The organism is Paracoccus hibiscisoli (assembly GCF_005048265.1).
GTDB classification, from domain to species: Bacteria; Pseudomonadota; Alphaproteobacteria; order Rhodobacterales; family Rhodobacteraceae; genus Paracoccus; species Paracoccus hibiscisoli.
Genome location: NZ_SUNH01000022.1, coordinates 21,040 through 43,806, shown reverse-complemented (window position 1 = coordinate 43,806; position 22,767 = coordinate 21,040). Strand labels below are relative to the sequence as shown.

General features: G+C 69.5%; 21 protein-coding genes and 1 tRNA gene. 8 read left to right on the top strand and 14 right to left on the bottom strand.

Annotated elements, in window-relative coordinates:
* Positions 1-84: 84 nt before the first annotated feature.
* Genes cobS through cobU form a run of 3 tightly spaced genes read right to left on the bottom strand, consistent with a single transcriptional unit; the run spans position 85 to position 2,270 of the window.
* The gene (cobS, locus tag FA740_RS15005; RefSeq protein WP_136857583.1) at positions 85-807 is read right to left on the bottom strand and encodes an adenosylcobinamide-GDP ribazoletransferase; all 723 of its coding nucleotides are present in this window, start codon (positions 805-807) and stop codon (positions 85-87) included.
* Positions 800-1,753 carry a nicotinate-nucleotide--dimethylbenzimidazole phosphoribosyltransferase gene (cobT, locus tag FA740_RS15000; RefSeq protein WP_136857582.1) on the bottom strand — a complete coding sequence of 318 codons (954 nt, stop codon included), beginning with the start codon at positions 1,751-1,753 and terminating at the stop codon, positions 800-802. Before cobT ends, cobS begins: the two co-directional genes overlap by 8 nt.
* Complete coding sequence (gene cobU, locus FA740_RS14995) at positions 1,740-2,270, bottom strand: bifunctional adenosylcobinamide kinase/adenosylcobinamide-phosphate guanylyltransferase (RefSeq protein ID WP_136857581.1); 531 nt, start codon at positions 2,268-2,270, stop codon at positions 1,740-1,742. Before cobU ends, cobT begins: the two co-directional genes overlap by 14 nt.
* Positions 2,271-2,400: 130 nt before the next feature.
* Between cobU and FA740_RS14990 the strand changes: the two genes are divergently transcribed.
* The 6 genes from FA740_RS14990 (at position 2,401) to FA740_RS14965 (ending at position 9,926) form a co-directional block, all read left to right on the top strand.
* Entirely contained in the window at positions 2,401-4,002 is a 1,602-nt protein-coding gene (locus FA740_RS14990) for a peptide ABC transporter substrate-binding protein (protein WP_136857580.1), read from the top strand.
* A gap of 85 nt (positions 4,003-4,087) precedes the next feature.
* Complete coding sequence (oppB, locus tag FA740_RS14985) at positions 4,088-5,011, top strand: oligopeptide ABC transporter permease OppB (RefSeq protein ID WP_136857579.1); 924 nt, start codon at positions 4,088-4,090, stop codon at positions 5,009-5,011.
* A gap of 3 nt (positions 5,012-5,014) precedes the next feature.
* Complete coding sequence (locus FA740_RS14980) at positions 5,015-5,941, top strand: ABC transporter permease subunit (protein WP_246053664.1); 927 nt, start codon at positions 5,015-5,017, stop codon at positions 5,939-5,941.
* 1 nt (position 5,942) lies between these two features.
* The gene (locus FA740_RS14975; RefSeq protein WP_136857578.1) at positions 5,943-7,055 is read left to right on the top strand and encodes an oligopeptide/dipeptide ABC transporter ATP-binding protein; all 1,113 of its coding nucleotides are present in this window, start codon (positions 5,943-5,945) and stop codon (positions 7,053-7,055) included.
* Positions 7,052-8,074, top strand: coding sequence for an oligopeptide/dipeptide ABC transporter ATP-binding protein (locus tag FA740_RS14970; RefSeq protein WP_136857577.1), 1,023 nt, complete (start codon positions 7,052-7,054; stop codon positions 8,072-8,074). The genes FA740_RS14975 and FA740_RS14970 overlap by 4 nt, the downstream gene beginning before the upstream one ends.
* Position 8,075: 1 nt before the next feature.
* The gene (locus FA740_RS14965) at positions 8,076-9,926 is read left to right on the top strand and encodes an ABC transporter ATP-binding protein (protein WP_136857576.1); all 1,851 of its coding nucleotides are present in this window, start codon (positions 8,076-8,078) and stop codon (positions 9,924-9,926) included.
* Here the strand turns inward: FA740_RS14965 and FA740_RS14960 are convergent.
* Both FA740_RS14960 and FA740_RS14955 read right to left on the bottom strand, forming a co-directional pair.
* Positions 9,923-11,299 carry a GntP family permease gene (locus tag FA740_RS14960; protein ID WP_136857575.1) on the bottom strand — a complete coding sequence of 459 codons (1,377 nt, stop codon included), beginning with the start codon at positions 11,297-11,299 and terminating at the stop codon, positions 9,923-9,925. The genes FA740_RS14965 and FA740_RS14960 overlap by 4 nt on opposite strands.
* Before the next feature lie 87 nt (positions 11,300-11,386).
* Positions 11,387-11,463 (bottom strand) — tRNA-His (locus tag FA740_RS14955).
* Positions 11,464-11,563: 100 nt separating this feature from the next.
* Here FA740_RS14955 and FA740_RS14950 point away from each other — a divergent pair.
* Entirely contained in the window at positions 11,564-11,779 is a 216-nt protein-coding gene (locus tag FA740_RS14950; RefSeq protein WP_136857574.1) for a DUF6324 family protein, read from the top strand.
* Here the strand turns inward: FA740_RS14950 and FA740_RS14945 are convergent.
* Positions 11,760-12,221: an MmcB family DNA repair protein gene (locus FA740_RS14945; RefSeq protein ID WP_136857573.1), complete on the bottom strand. Its 462-nt coding sequence runs from the start codon at positions 12,219-12,221 to the stop codon at positions 11,760-11,762. The genes FA740_RS14950 and FA740_RS14945 overlap by 20 nt on opposite strands.
* A gap of 101 nt (positions 12,222-12,322) precedes the next feature.
* On the opposite strand from FA740_RS14945, the gene FA740_RS14940 reads away from it, so the two are divergent.
* A complete protein-coding gene (locus FA740_RS14940) occupies positions 12,323-12,670 on the top strand; it encodes a RidA family protein (RefSeq protein ID WP_136857572.1) in 348 nt (115 codons plus the stop codon).
* Here FA740_RS14940 and lpxB read toward each other — a convergent pair.
* The 8 genes from lpxB to FA740_RS14900 all read right to left on the bottom strand — a co-directional run bounded on the left by lpxB (position 12,654) and on the right by FA740_RS14900 (position 22,720).
* Positions 12,654-13,808, bottom strand: coding sequence for a lipid-A-disaccharide synthase (lpxB, locus tag FA740_RS14935; protein WP_136857571.1), 1,155 nt, complete (start codon positions 13,806-13,808; stop codon positions 12,654-12,656). The two genes, FA740_RS14940 and lpxB, sit on opposite strands and share 17 nt — an antisense overlap.
* A 64-nt stretch (positions 13,809-13,872) precedes the next feature.
* On the bottom strand, positions 13,873-14,694 hold the full coding sequence (locus FA740_RS14930; RefSeq protein ID WP_136857570.1) for an LpxI family protein: 822 nt from the start codon (positions 14,692-14,694) through the stop codon (positions 13,873-13,875).
* Positions 14,691-15,479: an acyl-ACP--UDP-N-acetylglucosamine O-acyltransferase gene (gene lpxA, locus FA740_RS14925; RefSeq protein WP_136857569.1), complete on the bottom strand. Its 789-nt coding sequence runs from the start codon at positions 15,477-15,479 to the stop codon at positions 14,691-14,693. Before lpxA ends, FA740_RS14930 begins: the two co-directional genes overlap by 4 nt.
* Positions 15,472-15,948 (bottom strand): 3-hydroxyacyl-ACP dehydratase FabZ, encoded by a 477-nt coding sequence (gene fabZ, locus FA740_RS14920; RefSeq protein ID WP_136857568.1) that lies wholly within the window; start codon positions 15,946-15,948, stop codon positions 15,472-15,474. The genes lpxA and fabZ overlap by 8 nt, the downstream gene beginning before the upstream one ends.
* Before the next feature lie 58 nt (positions 15,949-16,006).
* Positions 16,007-18,088 carry a hypothetical protein gene (locus FA740_RS14915; RefSeq protein ID WP_136857567.1) on the bottom strand — a complete coding sequence of 694 codons (2,082 nt, stop codon included), beginning with the start codon at positions 18,086-18,088 and terminating at the stop codon, positions 16,007-16,009.
* Positions 18,085-20,835, bottom strand: coding sequence for a DUF4159 domain-containing protein (locus FA740_RS14910; RefSeq protein ID WP_136857566.1), 2,751 nt, complete (start codon positions 20,833-20,835; stop codon positions 18,085-18,087). The genes FA740_RS14915 and FA740_RS14910 overlap by 4 nt, the downstream gene beginning before the upstream one ends.
* Positions 20,835-21,716 (bottom strand): DUF58 domain-containing protein, encoded by an 882-nt coding sequence (locus tag FA740_RS14905; protein ID WP_136857565.1) that lies wholly within the window; start codon positions 21,714-21,716, stop codon positions 20,835-20,837. The genes FA740_RS14910 and FA740_RS14905 overlap by 1 nt, the downstream gene beginning before the upstream one ends.
* Entirely contained in the window at positions 21,713-22,720 is a 1,008-nt protein-coding gene (locus FA740_RS14900; protein WP_136857564.1) for an AAA family ATPase, read from the bottom strand. The genes FA740_RS14905 and FA740_RS14900 overlap by 4 nt, the downstream gene beginning before the upstream one ends.
* Between the last annotated feature and the right edge of the window lie 47 nt (positions 22,721-22,767).

The following is a 22,767-nucleotide window of genomic DNA, read 5'->3' as shown; positions in this document are numbered from 1 at the left end:
GGCGTTCCGGTTGACCCGGGTGTTCTGGTTGGCAGGATATGCTGCAAGCGCCCCGCGGCGGTCAAGTTTTTCCCGACGCTGACCCTAGGTCAAGGCGGCCATGCCCACCAGCGCCGCCGTTTCCGCCAGAAGGACCGATGCGCCCAGCACATCGCCCGTCTGCCCGCCCAGCAACCGGCAGGCCCGGCGCGACACCGCGACGACCGACAGCCTGGCCAGCGCCATGGCCAGCACCGCCCCCCACGGCCCCGGCGCGCAGACCAGCAGCGCCACAGCCCCGGTCAGCGCCGCGACCGCGACGGCGCGGCGCGACGGCCGCCCCGCGCCCTGCCCCAGCCCGTCGTCCCGCGCCGCAGGCAGGGCGCGCATCAGCATCACGGGCGCCACCCGCCCCGCTGCCATCACGCCGATCAGCGCCGGCGGCCCCAGGCCCGCCAGCGCCGCGACCCGCACCAGACTCACGGCCAGCAGCGCCGCCGCGCCATAGCTGCCGATGGCCGAATCGCGCATGATGCGCAGCCGGTCGGCCCGGTCGCGCCCGCCGCCCGCATCGGCGAAATCGGCCAGCGCGTCCTCGTGCAGCGCGCCGGTCAGCCAGATCGCGCCCGCGACCGCCAGCGCGGCTGGCAGCAGCCCCGGCCCCATGATCCACAGCGGCAGCCCCGCCAGCGCGCCCACGACCAGCCCCGCCAGCGGAAAGGCCCAGGCCGCCTGCGACAGAGGCACGACCCGCGCGGGCAGGAACCGCCCAAGCGGCAGCCGCGTCAGGAACACCAGCGCCAGGATCAGCTGCTGCGGTCTAGACAAGCCCGGCCTCGGCGAAGGTCGCCATGCCGTTATGGCACTCCAGCGCGGCGCGCAGCACCAGAAGCGCCACGGCAGCCCCCGACCCCTCGCCCAAGCGCATGTCCAGCGACAGGACCGGCGGCATGCCAAGCGCCGCGATCAGGCGGCGGTGGCCCGGCTCGGCGCTTTCATGGCCGATCAGGCAATGGGCCAGCGCGTCGGGGTCGTCGCGGGTCAGGACACCCGCCGCCGCCGTGCAGATGAAGCCGTCCAGGATCACCGGAATGCGCAACTCGCGCGCCCGCAGGATGGCCCCGCAGATCGCCGCCTGTTCGCGCCCGCCGAACGCCGCCAGCGTGTCGCGTGTGCCGGTCACGGCATGGCGGGCCAGCCCCTCGGTCACGACGCGGACCTTGGCGGCCAGCATGTCGCCATGCGCGCCGGTGCCGGGGCCGACCCAATCCTCGGCCCGACCGCCAAAGCACGCCGCCGCCAGCGCCGCCGAGACGGTGGAATTGCCGATCCCCATCTCTCCCAGCAGCAGGACCTGCGCCTGAGGGTCCACGGCGTCGGCGCCACGCGCCATCGCGTCCGCCACCTCGGCCATGGTCATCGCGGGGCCTTGGGTGAAATCGGCGGTGGGCCGGTCCAGATCCAGCGCGACGACGCCCAGATCGGCGCCCGCCACGCGACACAGCTGGTTGATCGCCGCGCCGCCCGCGTCGAAATTCGCGACCATTCCCGCCGTCACCGCGGGCGGAAAGGGCGTGATGCCCTGCGCCGTGACGCCATGATTGCCCGCAAAGACCAGCGCCTGCGCGCGGTCCAGCCGGGGGCGTTCGGTGCCCTGCCAGCCCGCCATGAACACGGCCAGATCCTCCAACCGGCCAAGCGATCCGGGCGGCTTGGTCAGCTGGGCCTGACGCGCGGCGGCGGCATCGGCGGCGGTCTGGTCAAATCGGGTCATCAGGATTCTCGCCAAAGGGTTTCAGCCGCAGCGGCATCCCGCTGACGGCCATCCAGACCTGGTCCGCGGCCTGCGCCACGGCCTGGTTCATGCGTCCGTGATCGTCGCGGAACCGCCGCGCCAGGGCATTGTCGGGCACGATGCCCTGGCCCAGTTCATTCGTGACCAGCACAACAGGACAGGATTGCTGACGTAACGTCACGACCAATGCGCCAATATCCGCCGAACCCATGCAATTCGACATCCACAGCGTCAGGCAATCGACAAGCCGAACCCCCTGCCCGTCGCTGGCGCGCAGCGCGCCGCACAGGTCCACAGGCTCCTCTATGGTGCGCCAGCCGGGGCCGCGATCCTGCTGATGTTGTGCGATTCTTTCACCCATCTCGCCATCGCGGGCCTCGGCCGTGGCGATATAGATCCGGGGCATGGCATGGCGCAGCACCAGCCGCTCGGCCAGGGCCGACTTGCCCGACCGTGCGCCGCCGGTGACCAGGGTGATCTGTCCGCGTTCCGTCATGCGCGCCTGTTTTCCACAGCCCGCGCGGCTTGGAAAGCCGCAAACGCCGCTTGCCCATGTCTGCACTTTCAATAAACGTCACCCCATTCCGGTGCCCGAAGACACCGACACACAACTTGGAGGAGTTGGGATGACCAAGCTTTTCGCAACCACTGCCCTGCTGACCGCCCTGGCGATGCCCGCATTCGCCGTCCAGCCCGCCGAGGGCGAGACCCTGGCCGAGAACCAGACCTATACCTATTGGCTGCTGGACGCGATCAAGTCGCTGGACCCGGCGCTGAACACCGATGTCGAGGGTTCGGACGCGCTGCGGTCGCTGTTCGAGGGCCTGATGACCGAGAGCGCCACCGGCGAGATGATCCCCGGCATGGCCGAGAGCCATGAGGTCAGCGACGACGGCCTGACCTATACCTTCACCCTGCGCGAGGCGACCTGGTCCAACGGCGATCCGGTCACCGCGGATGATTTCGTCTTTGCCTGGCAGCGCGTCGTCACGCCCGAGACCGCGTCCGAATACGCCTGGTACATCGAGCTGATGAACGTCGACAACGCCACCGCGATCATCGCGGGCGAGATGACGCCCGACCAGCTGGGCGTCGCGGCGCTGGACGACCGGACGCTGCAGGTGACGCTGTCCGCGCCCACGCCCTATTTCCTGAACACCCTGTCGCATGCCACGACCTATCCCGTGCCCCGCGCGGTGGTCGAAGAGCACGGCCAGGCCTGGACCCAGCCCGCCAACATCGTCGGCAACGGCGCCTATACCCTGGCCAGCCACAATCTGGGCGTCGAGATCGTGTTCCAGAAGAACCCCGCCTATTGGGACGCCGAGAACGTGGTGATGGAGACCGTCCGCGGCGTCACCGTGAACGACACCAACGTGGCCCTGACCCGCTATCAGGCCGGAGAGCTGGACCGCGTGCAGATCCCCGCGGGCCAGTTCCCGCGCCTGTCCGAACAGTTCCCCGACCAGGCCGTCTCGGTGCCGCAAGGCTGCAGCTATGCCTATGTGCTGAACCTGGGCGAGACCGGCCCCGAGGCGCTCAAGGATCAGCGCGTCCGCGAGGCCATGGCCCTGTCGCTGAACCGCGAGGTGATCGTGGACCAGGTTCTGCAGGGCGGCCAGCGTCCGGCCTATAGCTGGACCCACTGGGCCATCGACGGCTTTGCAGCGCCTGAGGACGGCATGCAGGACATGCCGATGGACCAGCGCCTGGAGCGCGCCCGCGAATTGCTGGCCGAGGCCGGATACGGCCCCGACAACCCGGTCCGCCTGCAGCTGCAGTACAACACCGACGAAAGCCACCGCCTGCTGGCCATCGCGGCCCAGCAGTTCTGGCGCCCCCTGGGCATCCAGGTCGAGCTGAACAACGTCGAATGGGCCGTCCACACCGACCGCCTGCAGTCGGGCAACTTCGAGGTCGCGCGCTATGCCTGGTGCGCCGACTATAACGAGGCGTCGACCTTCCTGGACTGGTTCCGCACCGACGGATACAACAGCGGCAAGTGGTCGAATGCCGAATACGACCAGCTGCTGGCCGATGCCCGCACCGCCGAGGACACCGCGCCCCTGTACCAGCGCGCCGAGGAGATCCTGGCCGAGGAGGTTCCCGCGGTCTTCGTCTATCACTATGCCAAGGTCGACATGATCAACCCGGCGATCAAGGGCCTGCCCCGCGAGAACCTGTTGAACACCTGGTATGCCAAGGACCTGTATCGCGTCGCTGAATAAGCTGCGATCATGACCGGGGGCCGGGGTGGCGAAGGCCGCCCCGGCCCTGCCTGTTTCACCCATCCCGCAGGGAAGGCTCCTCGCGATGTTCGCATTCATCCTGCGACGGCTGGCGGTGGCGATACCCACGCTGCTGCTGCTGATCGTCTTTTCCTTCGTCCTGATGCATCTGGCACCGGGCGGCCCCTTCACCGGCGAACGCGCCCTGCCCCCGCAGGTGTTGGCCAACCTGGAGGCGCAATACGGGCTGAACGACCCGCTGTGGCTGCAGATCTGGAACTATCTGGTCAGCGTCGTCATCCATTTCGATTTCGGGCCCAGCTTCGTCTATCCCGACCGGACGGTGAACCAGCTGATTGCCAACGGCTTTCCGGTGACGCTGACCTATGGCGGGCTGTCCTTTCTGGCGGCGGTGATCCTGGGGGTGTCCCTGGGCGTGGTGGCGGCGATCTGGCACAACAGCTGGGTCGATTACCTGGCCGTGGGCATCTCGATCGGCGCGCAGGTCCTGCCCAATTTCGTGATGGCGCCGCTATTGGTGCTGGTCTTCACGCTGTGGTATCGCTGGCTGCCGGGCGGCGGATGGTCGTTCAACGATCCAAGCTTCTGGGTGATGCCGGTGATCGCGCTGTCGACCAGCTACATGGCGTCGATCGCGCGCATCACCCGGTCGTCGATGCTGGAGGTGCTGGGTTCGAACCACATCCGCACCGCGCGGGCCAAGGGGATGCCAGAACACCGGGTGATCATCCGCCACGCGCTGAAACCCGCGATGCTGCCGGTGATCAGCTATCTGGGGCCGGTCTTCGTGTCGATGATCACCGGATCGGTGGTGATCGACATCTATTTCTCGACCGGGGGCATCGGCAAGGCCTTCGTGGACAGTGCGCTGAACCGCGACTATGCCGTGATGATGGGCGTCACCATTCTGGTGGGCGCGCTGACCATCCTCTTCAACCTCATCGTCGACGTGCTTTACGCATGGATCGACCCCAAGATCAGGTACTAGGTCATGGTCATCGATCAATCCAAGATGCAGTCGCTGGCCGACCGCTTTGTCGAGGCCGAGGTCAAGGGCCGCAGCCCATGGGCCGACGCCCGGCGGCGGTTCCTGCGCAACCGGGCCGCGATGCTGGGCCTGACGATCCTGGTCCTGGTGTCGCTATTCGCGGTGATCGGCGGCCAGTTTGCGCAATGGTCCAATGAGGAGCTGGATTTCAGCGTCATGGGCCAGGTCGCCCAGATGGGCCAGCCCTCGCTGGAAAACGGCCATTATTTCGGCACCGACAATCTGGGCCGCGACCTCTATGCGCGCGTCGTGCAGGGCACCCAGATCAGCCTGATGGTGGGCATCGTGGGCGCGGCCATCGCGGTCATCGTCGGCACGCTGTACGGTGCCACCGCGGGCTATGTCGGCGGGCGCACCGACCAGATCATGATGCGCACCGTCGATATCCTGATGTCGATCCCCTACATGTTCGTGCTGATCCTGCTGCTGGTGATGTTCGGGCGGTCCATGTCGATGCTGTTTCTGGGAATCGGCCTGATCTCCTGGCTGGACATGAGCCGAATTGTGCGCGGTCAGACGCTTAGCCTCAAGAACCGAGAATTCATCGAGGCCGCGCGCGCCACCGGCGTGTCGTCCTTCCGCATCATCATCCGCCACATCGTCCCGAACCTGCTGGGCGTGGTCGCGGTCTATGCGACGCTGCTGGTGCCGCTGATGATCCTGACCGAAAGCTTCATCAGCTTTCTGGGCCTGGGCGTGCAGGAACCCCTGACCTCCTGGGGCGCGCTGATCTCCGAAGGGGCAGGCACGATGAACTATGGCACGCTGTGGCAGCTGGCCTTTCCGCTGTTCTTCTTCGTGATCACGCTGTTCGGCTTCTTCTTCGTGGGCGACGGCCTGCGCGACGCCCTCGACCCCAAGGAGCGGTAGGATGACCCTTCTGACCCTGACCGACCTGTCGGTCCGCTTTCAGACCAACGACGCCGAGGTGCGCGCCGTCAACGACGTCAACCTGTCCGTCGCCGCGGGCGAAACCCTGGGGATCGTCGGCGAATCCGGCAGCGGCAAGTCTCAGCTGTCCTTCGCCATCATGGGCCTGCTGGCGCGCAACGGTCGCGCCAGTGGCAGCGTGATGTTCGACGGGCAAGAGATCCTGAACGCCCCCGTCAAGCTGCTGAACCGCATCCGGGCCGAACAGATCGCGATGATCTTTCAGGACCCGATGACCTCGCTGAACCCCTATATGCGGGTGGCCGACCAGATGGCCGAGGTGCTGACCCTGCACAAGGGCCTGTCCAAACGTGACGCGGTGGCGGAGTCGGTGCGCATGCTGGATGCCGTCCGCATCCCCGATGCCAAGGGCCGCATCCGCCTGTTCCCGCATGAATTTTCGGGCGGGATGCGGCAGCGGGTGATGATCGCCATGGCGCTGCTGTGCCGCCCCAAGCTGCTGATCGCGGATGAGCCGACGACCGCGCTGGACGTGACGGTCCAGGCGCAGATCATGGCGCTGCTGTCCGACCTGCAGCGCGATTTCGGCATGGCGATGATCCTGATCACCCATGACTTGGGCGTCGTCGCGGGGTCCTGCGAACGCGTCGCGGTGATGTATGGCGGCCGTATTCGGGAAACTGGCCCGGTGCGCCCGATCTTTGCCGACCCCACGCATCCCTATACCCAAGGGCTGCTGGACGCGATTCCGCGCGTCGATCAGGACGATGAGGAGCTGCGCGCCATCCCCGGCCAGCCCCCGAACATGAGCCGCCCGCCCTCGGGCTGCGCGTTCGAGCCGCGCTGCCCCTATCGCCGCGAGGGCTGCGCCAGCATCGACCCCCCGCTGGAGGCATTCGCCCCCGGCCGCGCGCGCGCCTGTCACGCCCCCGTGGCCGAGGTCGCGGCCCGCCACATGCGCGCCGACCCGCAGCCCGACCTGGTGGCCGCGGGCGACGCGCTGCCCGCCGATGACACCCTGCCCGCAGGCGCCGTCGCCGGAGCCGGTGCCGCCGGCGCCACCCAGACCCCCGGATCGGAGGCCAAGCCATGAGTGATCTTCTGAATGTGCGCGACCTGCGCGTGACCTTTCAGATCCGGCGCGAGGGCGCGATGCCCTGGGCCGCGCCCCAGCCCCTGCGGGCCGTCAACGGTGTTGATTTCGCCCTGGCGCCGGGGGAAACCCTGGGCGTGGTGGGCGAATCCGGTTGCGGAAAATCGACCCTGGCGCGCGCGCTGATCGGGCTGGTCCCGGCCACCGGGCAGGCGGAATGGATCGACGGCAAGGACCTGCTGGCGCTGACGCCGCGGCAGATGATGGCCTATCGCCAGGACATCCAGATGGTGTTCCAGGACCCGCTGGCCAGCCTGAACCCGCGCATGACCGTGGGCCAGATCATCGCTGAACCCCTGACCACCCACCGTCCCGACCTGCCCCGCGCCCAGGTGCGCGACCGCGTCAAGGCGATGATGGACAAGGTCGGCCTGTTGCCCAACCAGATCAACCGCTATTCCCATGAATTCAGCGGCGGTCAGTGCCAACGCATCGGCATCGCCCGCGCCCTGATCGTGGAGCCCAAGCTGATCATCTGCGACGAACCGGTCTCGGCGCTGGACGTGTCGATCCAGGCGCAGGTGATCAACCTGCTGATCCGCCTGCAGAAAGAGCTGGGGCTGGCGCTGATCTTCATCGCCCACGACCTGTCGGTGGTAAAGCATATCAGCGACCGGGTGATGGTCCTGTATCTGGGCAAGGTGATGGAGACGGGGCCGGTCCAGGCGCTGTATTCCAACCCCCAGCACCCCTATACGCAGGCCCTGCTGTCCGCCGTGCCGGTCCCCGACCCCACGATCGAGACCGCCAAGACCATCGTGCCGCTGGCGGGGGACCTGCCCTCGCCCATGAACCCGCCCTCGGGCTGCGTGTTCCGCACGCGCTGTCCCCGCGCGCGGGCGGAATGCGCGGCATCGGTGCCGGTGCTGACGGTGGGCGATCATCAGGTCGCCTGCCATTTCCCCGGCCCCCTGACCGAGGCCGAGATCGCCCACGCCCGCCGCACCGAGGCCGCCTGAGATGCCGCCCGACGCCCCCGCCACGCCTGACTATGCGGCGCGTTGGGCGGCGCTGAAGAACATCCCGCCGTTTCTGGTCATGGTCTGGCGGGCCAGCCCCGCGCTGACCATGGCGATGATCGCGCTGCGCCTGATCCGGGCGCTGATGCCGGTGGCGATGCTGTGGGTCGGCAAGCTGATCATCGACCAGGTCGTGGCCCTGTCGGCCTCGGGCGGCCCCGACACGCTGTCGGGCTGGTGGTCCAGCGGGCTGGCCGACACGCTGATGGTGCTGGTCGCGCTAGAGCTGGGCCTGGCGGTCGCGCAGGACGTGCTGGGCCGTCTGGTCGCCTATGTCGATGCGCTGCTGCAGGAAAAGCTGGTGATCGACATCTCGATCCGGCTGATGGACCATGCGGCGGGTCTGGATCTGGCCTCGTTCGAGGATGCCAGCTTTCAGGACCGCCTGGACCGGGCGCGGCGCCAGACAATGGGGCGCATCCCCCTGCTCAATCAACTGATGCAGCAGATGCAGGACACGGTCACAGTCCTCAGCTTTGGCGTGGGTCTGGTCGTCTATAACCCCTGGCTGGTGGTGCTGCTGGCGCTGGCGCTGATCCCGTCCCTGATGGGAGAGATGCATTTCAACGCCCGAACCTATGCGCTGAACCATGCCCGCGCCGCCGACCGGCGCGAACGTGATTACCTGCGTATGATCGCGGCCACGGCCGAGACCGCGAAAGAGGTCAAGATATTCGGCCTAAGCCCCTGGCTGCGCGACAGATATCTGACGCTGGCCCGGCGGTTCTATCTGGAGAACCGGGTGATCCAGCGTCGTCAGCTGTCGGTCATGGCGGTGCTGACGGCCCTTGGCACGCTGGCCTATTACACGGCCTTTCTGTGGATCATCGCGCGCACCCTGACGGGGCAGCTGTCCATCGGCGATCTGACATTCCTGTCGGGCAGCTTCCTGCGCCTGCGGGGGCTGCTGGAAGGGCTGCTGGCCGGGTTCTCCAGCATGGCGGGACAGGCGATGTATCTGGACGACCTGTTCGACTTCTTCACCGCCATCCCCGCCATCGCCAGCCCGACGAACCCCCTGCCGGTGCCGCAGCCCATCGCGCAGGGGTTCCGGTTCGAGAATGTCGGTTTTCGCTATCCGGGGCGCGACGATTGGGCGATCCGCGGCATGACGCTGGACCTGCGGGCGGGCGAAACGGTTGCGCTGGTTGGCGAAAACGGCGCGGGCAAGACCACCATCGTCAAGCTGCTGGCGCGCCTCTATGACCCAGATGAGGGGCGCATCACACTGGATGGGCGCGACCTACGCGAGTACGATCTGGACCAGCTGCGCGGCACCGTGGGCGTGATCTTTCAGGATTTCGTGCGCTATGCCGTGACGGCGGCAGAGAACATCGCCATCGGCCGGATCGACGCCCGCGATGACCGCCCCCGCATCGTGGCCGCCGCCGAACGCTCGCTGGCCGATCAGGTCATCGCCAAGCTGCCCAAGGGGTATGACCAGATGGTTGGCAAGCGCTTTGCCCGCGGCTTGGACCTGTCGGGCGGGGAATGGCAAAAGCTGGCCATCGCGCGGGCCTATATGCGCGACGCGCAGCTCTTGGTGCTGGACGAGCCCACCGCCGCGCTGGACGCGCGGGCGGAATACGAGGTGTTCCTGCGGTTCCGCGACCTGACGGCGGGGCGGACGGCGCTGCTGATCTCTCACCGCTTCTCATCGGTGCGGATGGCCGACCGGATCATCGTGCTGGAGGGCGGGCGCGTTCAGGACCAGGGCAGTCATGCCGAGTTGGTCGCCCGGCCCGGCCGCTACAAGGAGCTGTTCGAGCTGCAAGCCCAGGGCTATCGCTAGAAGATCGTGCCCAGCACAATCACGGTGATCAACGCCAGCAGCGGGATCGCCACCGCGACGACGAAGATGTCGGCATAGCTTTTCTTGTGGGTCAGTCCGGTGATCGCCAGCAGGGTGATGACCGCGCCGTTATGGGGCAGCGCGTCGAACCCGCCCGAGGACAGGGCCGTGACGCGGTGCATCAGCTCCATGCTGATGCCCTGGGCCTGCCCCATCGCGGCGAACTGTTCGCCAAGCGTGTTCAGCGCGATGGACATCCCCCCCGAGGCCGAGCCGGTGATGCCCGCCAGCACATTCACCGCCACCGCCAGCGACGCGACCGGGTTGCCCGGAAAGAGACCCAGAACCACATCCCGGATCAGCGCAAAGGCCGGCAGCGAGGCGATGACCGCGCCGTACCCCACCTCGGACGCGGTGTTGAAGATCGGCAGCAGAGAGCCCATCGTCCCGGCATTCACGCTTTCGCGCAGGTCGGTGAAACGCCGCCAGTTCAGCCCGATGGCCAGCAGGATCGACACCACCAGCGATACGATGATCGCCCAGATGCCCGCCACGGCGGACAGGTCCGTCTCTCCGTATTCGGGCTGGGCCAAGTAATCTGCGGTCATGGTGGGAAAGACGAACCAGGTCAGCACCGCGTTCAGCACGATCACCGACACCACCGGCAGGACCGCCAGCGCAAAGGGCGGCAGGTCGGCATCCTCGGGCAGGGTCGCGTCGGCGGCGGTGGAAGAGTGGTCGCCATAGCCCTCGGCCCCGGCGCTGCGGGCGCGGCGGTTCAGCCACATCGTGCCGCCCGCCAGCATCATCACCCCGGCCAGCAGGCCGAACAGCGGCGCGGCAAAGACATTGGTGCCAAAGAACGGCATCGGGATCGCGTTCTGGATCGCGGGCGTGCCCGGGAACGCGGTCATGGTGAAGGTGAAGGACCCAAGCGCGATGGCCGCCGGCAGCAGGCGTTTGGGAATATCCGCGCGGCGGAACAGCGCGTTGGCGATGGGATAGACCGCGAAGGCCACCACGAACAGCGACACGCCGCCATAGGTCAGCACCCCGCAGGACAGCACCACCGCCAGGACGGCGCGGTCGGCGCCAAGCCGGTCCACGATCCATTCCGCAATGGCGCGCGCGGCCCCGCTGTCGGCCATGACCTTGCCGAAGATCGCACCCAGCAGGAACAGCGGGAAATAGGTGATGACATAACCGCCAAGCGACCCCATGAAGACCTGCGTATAGGTCGCCAGGATCGGCAGCCCCCCCGACATCACCACCGCCAGCAGCGACAGCGCGGGCGCCAGGATCAGCACGTTGATGCCCCGATAGGCCAGATACATCAGCAAGATCAGGGACAGGAAAATTCCCAGCAGGCCCATCGCATGTCCTCCCATGACTGGGGGGCATGGTTTCAGGACCGTGCACGGGATGCAAGATGCTGCGCTGCAGAAAATCGGGGAGGGAGGTGGTACCGCCTACCCGTCTCGAACGGGTGACCTCTAGATCCACAATCTAGCGCTCTAACCAACTGAGCTAAGGCGGCACAGGGCGGTTCTTTAGCCCCGTCGGACGCGGCATGCAAGCCCCGCTTGCCGCGAAATCGTGTCCGGGATACAGAAAGTTTCAACGCGAAAGGACAGGCCATGGGCATCAACAGCGAAAGCGACATCACCGCGAACATTCAGATCGGGCCGACCGACCTGGGCATGGTGCGGATCTATGTGCAGGGCGAGGGCGTGGACCTGCCGATGGATTTCGACCCCGAGGAGGCGACCGAGATCGCCGAGGAGCTGATGGCCGCCGCCGAGGCCGCCCGCGCCGTGGGTCAGGGCGGCAAGCCTAAGAAGCCCCGGCGATAAGCGCCTCGGGGTCGCACAGCACCTGCAGACGCAGCGCCGCCGCGCGGGCGAAATCGCGCTGCACCTTGGTGCGGCGCGGCGCGGACAGGCGGTGTTCGGGGGCCATGCGGGTGATCTCGGCGCCGAAGGCATCGGCATGGATCAGGCCCGTATCCTCGGGCAGCAGATCGACGGGAAAATCGCTGTCCACCGCCCAGAAATAGCGGTCGCACCAATCCAGATAGCCCTGCCATTTGCGGTCGGCGCGGAAATCGGCGCGGCCGCTTTTGCATTCGATCACCCACAGCTCTCCCTTGGGGCCCAGGCTGATCAGGTCCACGCGCAGGCCCCGGACGGGGCTGAATTCGGTCAGCACCGCGTGATCCAGGCTGCGCAGCAGGCGGCCCGTTCCACGCGCAAGGCGCTGGCCGGGCATGGCGGGCAAGGGGGACAGGTCGGACATGGCCACAGGATAGAACGCAACCGGAACGCCCGCAACCCGGCTTGCCGCCCCTGTCGCCCCCGTATAGCGTCCGCGCGCAATCAGCCCATAAGGAGAGTTTCATGACCGACATCAAGCGCCTGGAAACCGGCACCCGGATGAGCCAGGCGGTCATCGCCAACGGTTTCGTCTTTCTGGCGGGCCAGGTCGGAGAGCCCGGCACCTCGGTCACCGATCAGACGACCGCGATCCTGTCCCAGATCGACGCGCTGCTGGCGCAGGCCGGGACCGACAAGACGCGCATCGTCTCGGCCCAGATCTGGATGGCCGACATGGCCGAATTCGCCGAGATGAACGCCGTCTGGGATGCCTGGGTGCCCCAGGGCCACGCCCCCGCGCGCGCGACCGGCGAATCGGCGCTGGCGACCCCTGACTACAAGGTCGAGATCATCGTCACCGCGGTGCTGTGATCGCCTGAAGAACCGAGCGCGCCGCGCGAACGCCCGGCGCCTCACCCCCCTTGCCAAGACGGTCCATGGTCAGGTCCATCGCGTCCAGCTGCGCACCGCGCAGGCGCGGGTCCTCCAGCGCGTCCTGCAGCGCCAGGGCCAGGGGCCCGGGCTGACAGCGCGACCCCAGGAATTCCGGCACGGCGCGCGTGTCGCTGACCAGATTGACCAGCGTGACCGTATCGGTCCGCAACAGCGCCCCCACGATCAGCCGCGACAGGGGCGCCATGTCATAGCCGATGACCATCGGGATGCGGCTGGCAGCGAGCTCCAGGCTGACCGTGCCTGATGCCGCCAGCGCCAGGTCGGCTGCGGCAAAGGCCGCGCGTTTCTCATCCGGCTCCTCGATCACGATGGGGGCGGTGGGCCAGCGGCGGGTCATGTCGCGGATCAGCCCCGACACGCCCGGCACCGTGGGCAGCACAACGCGAATTTCGGGCACGCGGTCGCGCAGGCGGATCAGCGCTTCGTCAAAGCGGGGGCCAAGGCGCGTGACCTCTCCGCGCCGCGATCCGGGCAGGCACAGGACCACCGGCGCGTCGGGCGCGATACCATGCGCGTTGCGGAACAGCTGCGCCTGATCGGGACCGGCCACATCGGCGGTGGCCACCGGATGGCCCACGAAATCGCAGGTCATGCCAGCGGCCCGCATCAGCGGCGGCTCGAAGGGCAGGATGGCCAAGACGTGGTCGATCACCTGCGCCATCTTCAGCGCCCGCCCCGGCCGCCAGGCCCAGACCGACGGCGCGACATAGTGCACCGTGCGCAGATCGGGCCGCTGCGCGCGGACCAGGCGCGCGACGCGCAGGCCGAAATCGGGGCTGTCGATGGTGATCAGCACGTCCGGCGCGGCGTCGATCACCGCCTGCGCGGTCTGGGCGATGCGGCGTTTCAGGTGGCGGTATTTCGGCAGAACCTCCCAGATGCCCATGATGGACAGCTCATCCATCGGGAACAGGCTGGACAGGCCCAAGGGCGTCATGGCGGGCCCGCCGACGCCCAGGAACGCGGCCTCGGGGTCCAGATGGCGCAGCCCCTCCATCAGGGCGGCGCCCAGCTGGTCGCCCGAAGCCTCGCCCGCGATCAGGAAGTAACGCATGCCGTGCCGCCTTCTTGCTGTCTGGTCATGGGTAGGGGGGACGCGCGCAAAGGGCCAGCGTTTTTCAGCCCTGGGCGACCTCGGACGCGTCGACCGCCCAGAGGAACAGCCCGGCTGCCTCTGCGCGCCGCACCATCTCGGCCCGGTCCAGCAGGATCACCTGCCCCGCCGCCCAGGTCAGCCCCGCCAGACCGGCCGCCGCCGCCTGATCGACGCTGTCGGGACCAAGCGTCGGCAGGTCGATGCGCAGGTCCTGACCCGGCTTGGGCGCCTTGAACAGCACGCCCCGCGCGCCCGTCGGGTTGGGGCGCAAATCGGCATGGCGCGCCGCGAAATCCAGCATGGCGGCTGTGCCGGGCAGCGTCTCCAGCGCCAGGCACAGGCCCTGCGCCACGACCGCGCCTTGCCCCAGATCCAGCGGCCCGGTCTGCGCCAGGATCTGCGACGCGCGGTGCATGTCGCGTTTGTCGGCATCAGTGGGCTGGCCGGTCAGAACCCCCGCAGCGGGAATAAGGTCAGGCGCGATTTCTCTTATGGAACAGATGGTCAGATCGTTTTCCTCGAAGATGTCGAGGACCGTGCGCAGGGCCGCGTCGTCGCCAGACTGCATCGCCGTCAGGATCCGGGGCACCAACTGGGCAGTGCGCGGGTCAAAGGCCTCGGGGTCCAGGCGCGGGCGGCGGATCGCCCCGGCAAAGACCACGCGGGTGACGCCACGGTCATGCAGATCATCGAGGAACGGCACCAGCCGCTCCAACCGGAACGGGGTCGCGGCCAAGCCCTCGGGGGCGAACCCCTCCAGCGCATAGATCAGCGGGTCGTCCAGGCAGGCGGCGACGGCGGGGGCCAGCAGGCCCTGTCCCGCGATAAGGGCGATGCGGCTCATTCCGGGCGCGGTGCCAGAAAGCTGCGGTCGGACGGACCGAGGATGAACTCCAGCACGTCCCGCTCCATTCCCGTCACCTGCGCCTCGGCACGCCCGCGGGCGGTGTCGCGGAACGATCCGGCGCCCAGATCGGCCAGCAGCGCGCGCAGCGCCGCGATGTCGGCGCGGGTCGCGCCGCGCCGCTTGAGCCCCACCAGGTTCAGCCCGTCCAGATGCCCGCGCGGCCCCTGCACCAGGCCGTAGGGGATCACGTCGGCGGTCACCATCGTCACCGCGCCGATCATCGCGCCGCGACCGATGCGGACCCATTGATGCACGCCCGACAGCCCGCCCACGATCACGTCATCCTCCAGCACGCAATGGCCTGCGATGGCCACGCTGTTGGCCAGGATCACCCGGTCGCCGATGCGGCAATCGTGGCCCACATGGCTGGAGGCCATGAACAACCCGTCATCGCCCACCCTGGTGACGCTGCCGCCGCCGGCGGTGCCTGGGTTCATCGTCACGTATTCGCGGATGCGGTTGCGGGCGCCGATCTCCAGGCGGACATCCTCGCCCTTGAACTTCAGGTCCTGGGGGACCTCTCCGATGCTGGCGAAGGGGAAAATCACCGTCCCCTCGCCCACCGAGGTGTCGCCGGTGACGACGACATGGGATTTCAGCTCCACCCCGTCCGCCAGCCGGACCTTGGGTCCGACCACGCAGAACGGGCCGATCGTGACGCCCGCGCCGATTTCGGCGCCGGGCTCGATCACGGCCGAGGGGTGGATCAGGGCATCAGCCATCCTTGCGGGCCATCATCGCGGTGTATTCCGCCGATGCGCACAGCTGGCCGTCGACCATGGCCTTGCCCTCGAACTTCCAGATCTTGCCGCCGCCGCGGATCGCGCGGCAATGCAGCTCCAGCACGTCGCCGGGCACGACCATGCGGCGGAACTTGCAGTTGTCGATGCCCATGAAATAGGTCTGCATTTCCTCGTCGATGACGTTCATGCTGATGCCCACCACGACGGCGGCGGTCTGGGCCATCGCCTCGATGATGGTCACGCCGGGCATGATCGGGTGGTTGGGGAAATGGCCCTGGAAATGCGGCTCGTTGGCGGTGACGTTCTTGATGCCCACGGCGCCTTCGAACGGCACGATTTCGCGCACCTTGTCGATGAACAGGAAGGGATAGCGGTGCGGGATGATCCGCTTGATCAGCGACAGGTCAGCCTCGGTATAGGGGGCGGGATTGCGCGTGTCGTCAGCCATTTGCTTTCCTTGAGACGGTTTCGTCGGGGTTACCAACCGGGGCGTCGGATGGCAAGCGTCAGGCCGCGCGGCGGCGGCCCTCGGCCAGCCAGCCGGTCAGGATCAGACCCGCGACCAGCGCCAGCCAGACCCATGCGGGCAACAGGGGCCGCCGCTCCAGTCCGGTCACGGTGGCCGCGTCGCGGGGCGTGACGCCGATCCACGGGCCGCCCAGGCCGCTGCCGCTGGCGGCCCGGCCCGCGCGGACCTGGCGCAGGTCGGGGATGCCGTCCGACAGGCGCTGGACGCTGCCGCCGCTGGCCTCGATCAGCGGGGCCAGCAGCGGGGCGTCGGCCACCGTCTCCTCGAATTCGCGCGGGGCCGCGGGGCCAAGCGCCAGGACGCGGCGCATGTCGCCATCGGCCAGCCGATACAGCCCCGGCTCGGGCGCGGTCCAGTCGGCCACGAACCGCCCCGGCCCGTCGGGCACCAGCGGCACGGGCGTGACCGTTCCGTCGGGCGCGGTGACCTGCAGCGGGCCTGCGGCGTCCTGCATCGTGCGGCGGGTAAAGGTCACCGCCAGCCCGTCGCGGATATCGGCCAGCAGGGCCTCCTCCTCCAGCTCGGGCTCCTTCATGGACCAATGCGCGATGCGGCGCAGCAGCTCCAGCTGCGGGCCGCCCCCCTCGAAGCCGCGACCCCACAACCAGACCTGGTCGGAGGTCAGCAGCGCCACACGCCCCTCGCCCACGCGGTCCAGCACCAGCAGGGGCGCGTCCTCGGCCCCGGTCATCGCGACCTGCGCGTCGCCGGTGGGGGTCACCTGCGACAGGCGCAGCCAGCGGCCCCAATCGGGCGCGTCGGGGTCCGGCCCGCCCAGGCCCGCGGTGACCGGGTGGCGGCGGCCCTCATCGGTAAGGCGCGGCAGGAACGCCTCCTCGATCACGCGGCCGGTGGGGCGTGCGGGCAGAATGCGGCCCAAAGGCGACAGATGCAGGCTCTCGACCGAGGCCATCTCGGGGCCCGCTGACACCAGGATCGCGCCGCCCTCCTCCACGTATCGGGCGATGTTCATGTAGTATTCAGGCGGCAGGATGCCCCGCACGCTGTAGCGGTCAAAGATGATCAGGTCGAAATCGTCGATCCGCTCCAGGAACAGCTCGCGCGTGGGAAAGGCGATCAGCGACAGCTCGCTGACCGGGACGCCGTCGAACTTGTCGGGCGGGCGCAGAATGGTGAAATGGATCAGATCGACCGCCGCATCCGATTTCAGCAGGTTGCGCCAGGTGCGTTCCCCCGCATGCGGCTCTCCGGAGACCAGCAGCACGCGCAGGCGGTCGCGCACGCCATTGATGCTGACGGCGGCGGCGTTGTTGCGGTCGGTCAGCTCTCCGGGCGCGGTGTCCAGGGCGATCTGCACGACATTCTGGCCCGCATGGCCCAGGATCACCGGCAAAGTCAGGCTGGTGTTCATCGGCACGGCAAAGGTCTGTTCGTCCTCGCCATCGACGGACAGGCGCAGGGCCACGCTGCCGGTGCGGCTGGCCTCCGGGACGGTGCCCTGATCCTCGACGCGCAGGCGGATGGTGACCTCCTGGTCGATCAGGCCAAAGGCGGGGGCCTCCTCGATCACCAGACGGCGGTCCCAGTCATCGGGCTGGCCGGTCAGCAGCACATGCAGCGGCGCGGGCAGGCCCTGCGGCAGCTGGGGCGCATCATGCAGCCGGCCGTCGGTTAGCGCGATCACCCCGGCCAGCCGCGCCTCGGGCTCGGCCGCGATGGCGCGCGACAGGGCGGTGGCCAGCGCGGTGCCGTCCTCTCCGTCGCCCAGGGTCACGCGGCGCAGATCGGTCCCCGGCAGGGCCGCGATTTGGGACGACAGCTCGGCCACGGCCTGATCGACCTGCGCGGGACGGCCCGGCAATTGCTGGCTGGAGGAGCGGTCGTCCAGCAGCACCACGATATCGGACAGCGCCGCACGGGTGCCGCGTTCCAGCGCAGGCCCCGCCAGCGCCGCGCAGGCGGCCAGCGCCGCCAGCCCCCGCCACGCCCAGCCCCGCAGCCCGCGCCACAGCGCAAAGCCCGCGACCAGCGCGGCCAGCCCCGCCAGCACCGCGATGGCCCACCAGGGCAGGGCCGGGTCGAAACGGATCTGCGTCATGGGGCCAGCCTCTCTTCGGTCGCCAGGCGGTCCAGCAGGGCGGGCACATGCACCTGGTCGGATTTGTAGTTCCCGGTCAGCACATACATGATCAGGTTCACGCCAAAGCGGACGGCCATCTCGCGCTGGCGGTCACCCTCCCAGCCCTGGCCGATGGGATAGGCGGCATAGCCGTTTTCGTCCAGCGCCCAGGCCTCGGACCAGCTGTTGCCGCCGATGACGACCGGGCTGACCCCGTCGTTCAGCTGGCGAAAGGGAACGCCCGCCTCGGCCTGGGCGGTGGTGGTGGGGGCCTCGACCCAGACCGGGTTGCCCTGCCAGCGGCCCGGGAAATCCTCCAGCAGATAGAAGGTGCGGGTCAGGACGTGATCGTCGGGCACCGGGGCCAGCGGCGGGATGTCCAGGGGGGCGGCCAGACGGCGCAGCGCCTGCGACATGTCCGGCCCGCCCACGCCCGCGATATCGCCGTCGCGGGTGTCGAACAGGATCATCCCCCCCGAGCGCAGGAAGGCGTTTAGCCGCAGATAGGCGCGCGGACCGGGCGCGGGTTGCGCCTCGGTGATCGGCCAGTACAGAAAGGTCAGCAGCGACAGGTCATCGCGGTCCAGATCGACGCCGATGGGCGCCCCCGGCTCGACCGAGGTGCGGCTGCGCAGGGCCTGCGACAGCCCCGCCAGCCCCTGCTGGGAGGCGCTGTCGATGCGCGCATCGCCCGTCACGACATAGGCCAGCGCCACCTCGGATGCCGCCTGCATCAGCTGCGGGTCCAGCTCCTGCGCCTGCGCCCGGGGGCCGGGCAGCAGCATCAGCGCCATCAGCGTCGCCGCCGCGGCCCCGCGCGCGCGGCCCCGGCCCAGCCAGGCCGAGCCCACCGCATCCAGCGCCATCAGCAGCACCGCCGCCGCCAGCAGCGCGCCGCGCAGGTCGCGGCCGGGCGCCGTGCTTGCGGCCTCGACCGTGGCACCGGGCCAGTCGGCCAGCACAAAGGGCCCGCCCGCGTTCAGTGCCTGCCGCCGCTCGCCCGCGGCATAGATCCCGGCGGGGCGGTCGGGGCCGGGGCCCTGCGCCAGATCGGCGGCGGGCACGGGGGACAGGCCCTGCGCCTCGGACGGGCGGCCAAAGCCGTCCAGCACGATCTCGGGCGTCCAGAAGGGCTGGGCGCGGTCCTGTGGCGCGGCATCGGTGGGCGACAGGCGGGCGGTGGCGACCAGCCGCTCCATCATCTGCAGGAACAGGCCCGACAGCGGCAGGCTGGACCATTCCGCATTGGCGGTCACATGGATCAGCACGACCTGCCCCTGGCCCAGCCTGTCGCGGGTCACCAGCGGCGTGTTGTCCGACAGCGCCGCCAGCGTCTTGCCCGCCAGATCGGGGGCGGGCTGGGCCATCAGCTGGGCGCGCACAGTCACGTCGTCGGGGATCGCCAGCCCGGCAAAGGGCCCGTCCTCGGGGAAGGGCGCCAGCCCGCGCGGGTCGCCCCAGGACAGCGCGCCGCCGATGTCGCGCCCGCCCTGGCGCAGCGCCACGGGCAGCAGTGGCTCGTCGGACAGGCGGTCGTATCCCGCCATGCGCGGCCCGGCAAAGCGGATCAGCAGGCCGCCTTGGGCCACCCAATTGGTCAGCTCGGCCGTCTCGGCCAGCTGGACCTGATCGGCCAGCACGATCACGTCGGGCGCGGTGTCCAGCACATCGCCAAGCGTGCCCTCGACCAGATCGGTCGTGGGGGCCAGGGCCTGGCGCAGGTAGTGGGTCTGGGCCAACAGCTGCTGCCCCTCGGCCAGGGGGTCGCCGACCAGGGCGACCTTGCGGCGGCGCACGCGGTCATCGGCCAGCACGACCGCCCCGGCATGGGCCTCGGCCTCGACCTGGAAGCGGGTGATGCGGTTGCGCAATTCGGGCGGCAGGTCGATGGCCACGGGGCGCAGGCGCAGCCCGTCGCGGGTCACGGCATCGCCGGGCGTCAGGCTGGCCAGCGCGCGTTCGATGCCCTGCGGGTCGGGGCCGATGGCCTGCACCGCGGGCGCCGCGTCATCGGTCGCGTGCAGCGTCAGCGACGGCGTCTCGCCCCCCGCCAGGCTCAGCGTGCGCAGGGGCCGCGCGGGCGGCACCACGGTGACCGGGCCACGATCATTCAGCGCAGCAAGCCAGGCCGCGCGGTTCGCATGATCGGTCCCGTCCGTCAGCCACAGCGTGGACAGCGCGCCCTGCGGCGCATCGGCCAGCGCGGTGGCGGGATCACCGGGCAGGCGCGTGGCCCAGGGCTGTGGCTGAGCCCCGCGCAGGCCCGACAGCCAAGCATCGCCCGGGCGGAAGGCCAGCGCCCCCTGCCCGTCACGGCCATCGGCCAACAGCAACGCGGCGGGGCGCCCGGCCGCAGCGGCCTGGGTCAGCGCGGCCTCGGCCCGGCTCTGGCGGGCGGCCCAATCGGGGGCGGCGGCAAAGCCCGCATCCATCACCACCAGCAGCGGGCCGTCGGCTGGGGCCTGCACCACCGGGCGCCAGACCGGCCCGGCAAAGGCCAGGATCAGCGCCGCCACCGCCGCCAGCCGGATCAGCAGCAGCCACCAGGGCGTGCGCGTGGCGACCGGCGCGCGGTCTGCCAGCCCGGCCAGCAGCGCGACCCCAGGAAAGACGATGCGCCGCGGCGCGGGCGGCATTGCCCGCAGGATCACCCACAGCACCGGCAGCGCGATCAGCGCCGCCAGCAGCCAGGGCGCCGCGAACCCCAGAGGTCCCAGGACCAGCATCAGCGCGCCCCCTGCCCCAGGGCCTGCCACGCCCAGCTGAGCGCCTGCGCCGGGTCCGCATCGGTCAGGTGCGTGCCAAAGCCCCAGCCCGCCCGCTGTGCCTGTTCGGACAGCCAGGCCTGCCGCTCGGCCAGCCGCGCCAGATAGGCGGCGCGTAGCCCGCCCGCATCGCGGCTGTCATGGCGCAGGCTGCCCGAGCGGAACTCGACCGCGCCGTCATAGGGAAAATGCGCCTCGTCCGGGTCCAGGATCTGGATCATCAGCCCGGTGACACCCAGCCCCGCCGCCTGCGCCAGCAGCGCGGCGACCCAGGCCGGATCGGTCAGGAAATCGCTGAGAATCACCACCCGCAGGTTCGGACGCAGCGCAGGCGCGGGCGCGTCGCCCGCATCCGGCGCGGGCGTTGCCAGCGCCTCGGCCAGGCGGTCGGCCTGGATGCGGCCCGCGCGGGCGGGCTGACCCAGAAGGCCCACCTTTTCGCCCCCGCGCAGCATCAGCATGCCCAAGGCCAGCGCCAGGACCTGACCGCGCGCGGCCTTGGTCGGGCGATCCGGCCCGCCGGTGAAATCCATCCCCGCGCCCCGCGACAGCCAGATCGCGGCGGATTGCGCCGTCTGCGCTTCGCGGTCGCGCACGAATTGCGTGTCGGACCGGCCCGAGCGGCGCCAGTCGATGCTGCGCGCCCCGTCGCCCACGCCCGCCGGGCGGTATTGCCAGAAATCCTCTCCGGGACCGGCGCGGCGTAAACCGTGCGCGCCGGGCGCGACCAGCGCCGCCAGCCGTTCCGCGGACAGGATCAGGCCGGGCAGATGCCCGGCAGCGGCCTCAGCGCGCGCCCGAAGGTCGGAGGGGCCCCGCAGATCGGTGGGCGAGACGCTCATGCGGCGCGACGCGTCCCGATGCGGTCGTCCAGCAACCGGGCGATCACGGCATCGACCGTCTCTCCGCGGGCGCGTGCGGCAAAGGACAGCGCCATCCGGTGGCGCAGCACGGGCGCGGCCATCGCGGCCACATCGTCCAGCGTCGGCGCATAGCGCCCGTTCAGCACGGCGCGCGCGCGGGTGACCAGCATCAGCGCCTGCGCGGCGCGGGGTCCCGGCCCCCAGGTCAGCGCGTCGGTGACGTAAGGCGCGGCCTCGGGCGCGCCGGGGCGGGCGGCGCGGACCAGGTCCAGGATCGTCTCGACCACGGCCTCTCCGACCGGCATCTGGCGGATCAGGCGCTGCGCCGCGATCAGCTGGTCGGGGGTAAAGGCCGCGTGGGGCGTGTCATCCTCAAGGCCCGTCGTCGCCATCAGGATCTGGCGTTCGGTGTCGCGGTCCGGGTAATCGACGTCGATCTGCAGCAGGAACCGGTCCAGCTGCGCCTCGGGCAGCGGATAGGTGCCCTCCTGCTCGATCGGGTTCTGGGTGGCTAGGACGTGAAAGGGGCGGCCCAGGGGGCGGTGCTGACCGCTGATGGTGACTTCGCGCTCCTGCATGGCCTGCAGCAGGGCGGACTGGGTGCGGGGGCTGGCGCGGTTGATCTCATCGGCCATCAGCAGCTGGGTGAAGACCGGCCCCTCGATAAAGCGGAACGCCCGGCTGCCATCGGGCAGCGCGTCCAGCACCTCCGAGCCCAGGATGTCGGCGGGCATCAGGTCGGGGGTGAACTGGATGCGAGCGCTGTCCAGGCCCAGCACGGTCGACAGCGTGTCGACCAGCATCGTCTTGCCCAGGCCCGGCTGGCCGATCAGCAGGGCATGCCCGCCAGCCAGGATGGCGGCCAGAACCTGTTCCACGACATCGTGCTGGCCCACGAAACGGCGCTCGGTGCTGGCGCGGGCATCCGACAGGCGGGCGGCCAGGGCCTGAACCTCTTGCACCAGAATTTCGTCCGACGTCATGACATTGCCCCCGCGCTGGTTTAAGGGCAACCATAGGCAGTCCAACC

Bases quoted from the DNA above. Each gene is read 5' to 3' on its own strand.
- cobT (WP_136857582.1), bottom strand. From the start codon at position 1,753: ATGACCCGATTTGACCAGACCGCCGCCGATGCCGCCGCCGCGCGTCAG.
- cobU (WP_136857581.1), bottom strand. From the start codon at position 2,270: ATGACGGAACGCGGACAGATCACCCTGGTCACCGGCGGCGCACGGTCG.
- FA740_RS14990 (WP_136857580.1), top strand. From the start codon at position 2,401: ATGACCAAGCTTTTCGCAACCACTGCCCTGCTGACCGCCCTGGCGATG.
- oppB (WP_136857579.1), top strand. From the start codon at position 4,088: ATGTTCGCATTCATCCTGCGACGGCTGGCGGTGGCGATACCCACGCTG.
- FA740_RS14980 (WP_246053664.1), top strand. From the start codon at position 5,015: ATGGTCATCGATCAATCCAAGATGCAGTCGCTGGCCGACCGCTTTGTC.
- FA740_RS14975 (WP_136857578.1), top strand. From the start codon at position 5,943: ATGACCCTTCTGACCCTGACCGACCTGTCGGTCCGCTTTCAGACCAAC.
- FA740_RS14970 (WP_136857577.1), top strand. From the start codon at position 7,052: ATGAGTGATCTTCTGAATGTGCGCGACCTGCGCGTGACCTTTCAGATC.
- FA740_RS14965 (WP_136857576.1), top strand. From the start codon at position 8,076: ATGCCGCCCGACGCCCCCGCCACGCCTGACTATGCGGCGCGTTGGGCG.
- FA740_RS14960 (WP_136857575.1), bottom strand. From the start codon at position 11,299: ATGGGCCTGCTGGGAATTTTCCTGTCCCTGATCTTGCTGATGTATCTG.
- FA740_RS14950 (WP_136857574.1), top strand. From the start codon at position 11,564: ATGGGCATCAACAGCGAAAGCGACATCACCGCGAACATTCAGATCGGG.
- FA740_RS14945 (WP_136857573.1), bottom strand. From the start codon at position 12,221: ATGTCCGACCTGTCCCCCTTGCCCGCCATGCCCGGCCAGCGCCTTGCG.
- FA740_RS14940 (WP_136857572.1), top strand. From the start codon at position 12,323: ATGACCGACATCAAGCGCCTGGAAACCGGCACCCGGATGAGCCAGGCG.
- lpxB (WP_136857571.1), bottom strand. From the start codon at position 13,808: ATGCGTTACTTCCTGATCGCGGGCGAGGCTTCGGGCGACCAGCTGGGC.
- FA740_RS14930 (WP_136857570.1), bottom strand. From the start codon at position 14,694: ATGAGCCGCATCGCCCTTATCGCGGGACAGGGCCTGCTGGCCCCCGCC.
- lpxA (WP_136857569.1), bottom strand. From the start codon at position 15,479: ATGGCTGATGCCCTGATCCACCCCTCGGCCGTGATCGAGCCCGGCGCC.
- fabZ (WP_136857568.1), bottom strand. From the start codon at position 15,948: ATGGCTGACGACACGCGCAATCCCGCCCCCTATACCGAGGCTGACCTG.
- FA740_RS14915 (WP_136857567.1), bottom strand. From the start codon at position 18,088: ATGACGCAGATCCGTTTCGACCCGGCCCTGCCCTGGTGGGCCATCGCG.
- FA740_RS14910 (WP_136857566.1), bottom strand. From the start codon at position 20,835: ATGCTGGTCCTGGGACCTCTGGGGTTCGCGGCGCCCTGGCTGCTGGCG.
- FA740_RS14905 (WP_136857565.1), bottom strand. From the start codon at position 21,716: ATGAGCGTCTCGCCCACCGATCTGCGGGGCCCCTCCGACCTTCGGGCG.
- FA740_RS14900 (WP_136857564.1), bottom strand. From the start codon at position 22,720: ATGACGTCGGACGAAATTCTGGTGCAAGAGGTTCAGGCCCTGGCCGCC.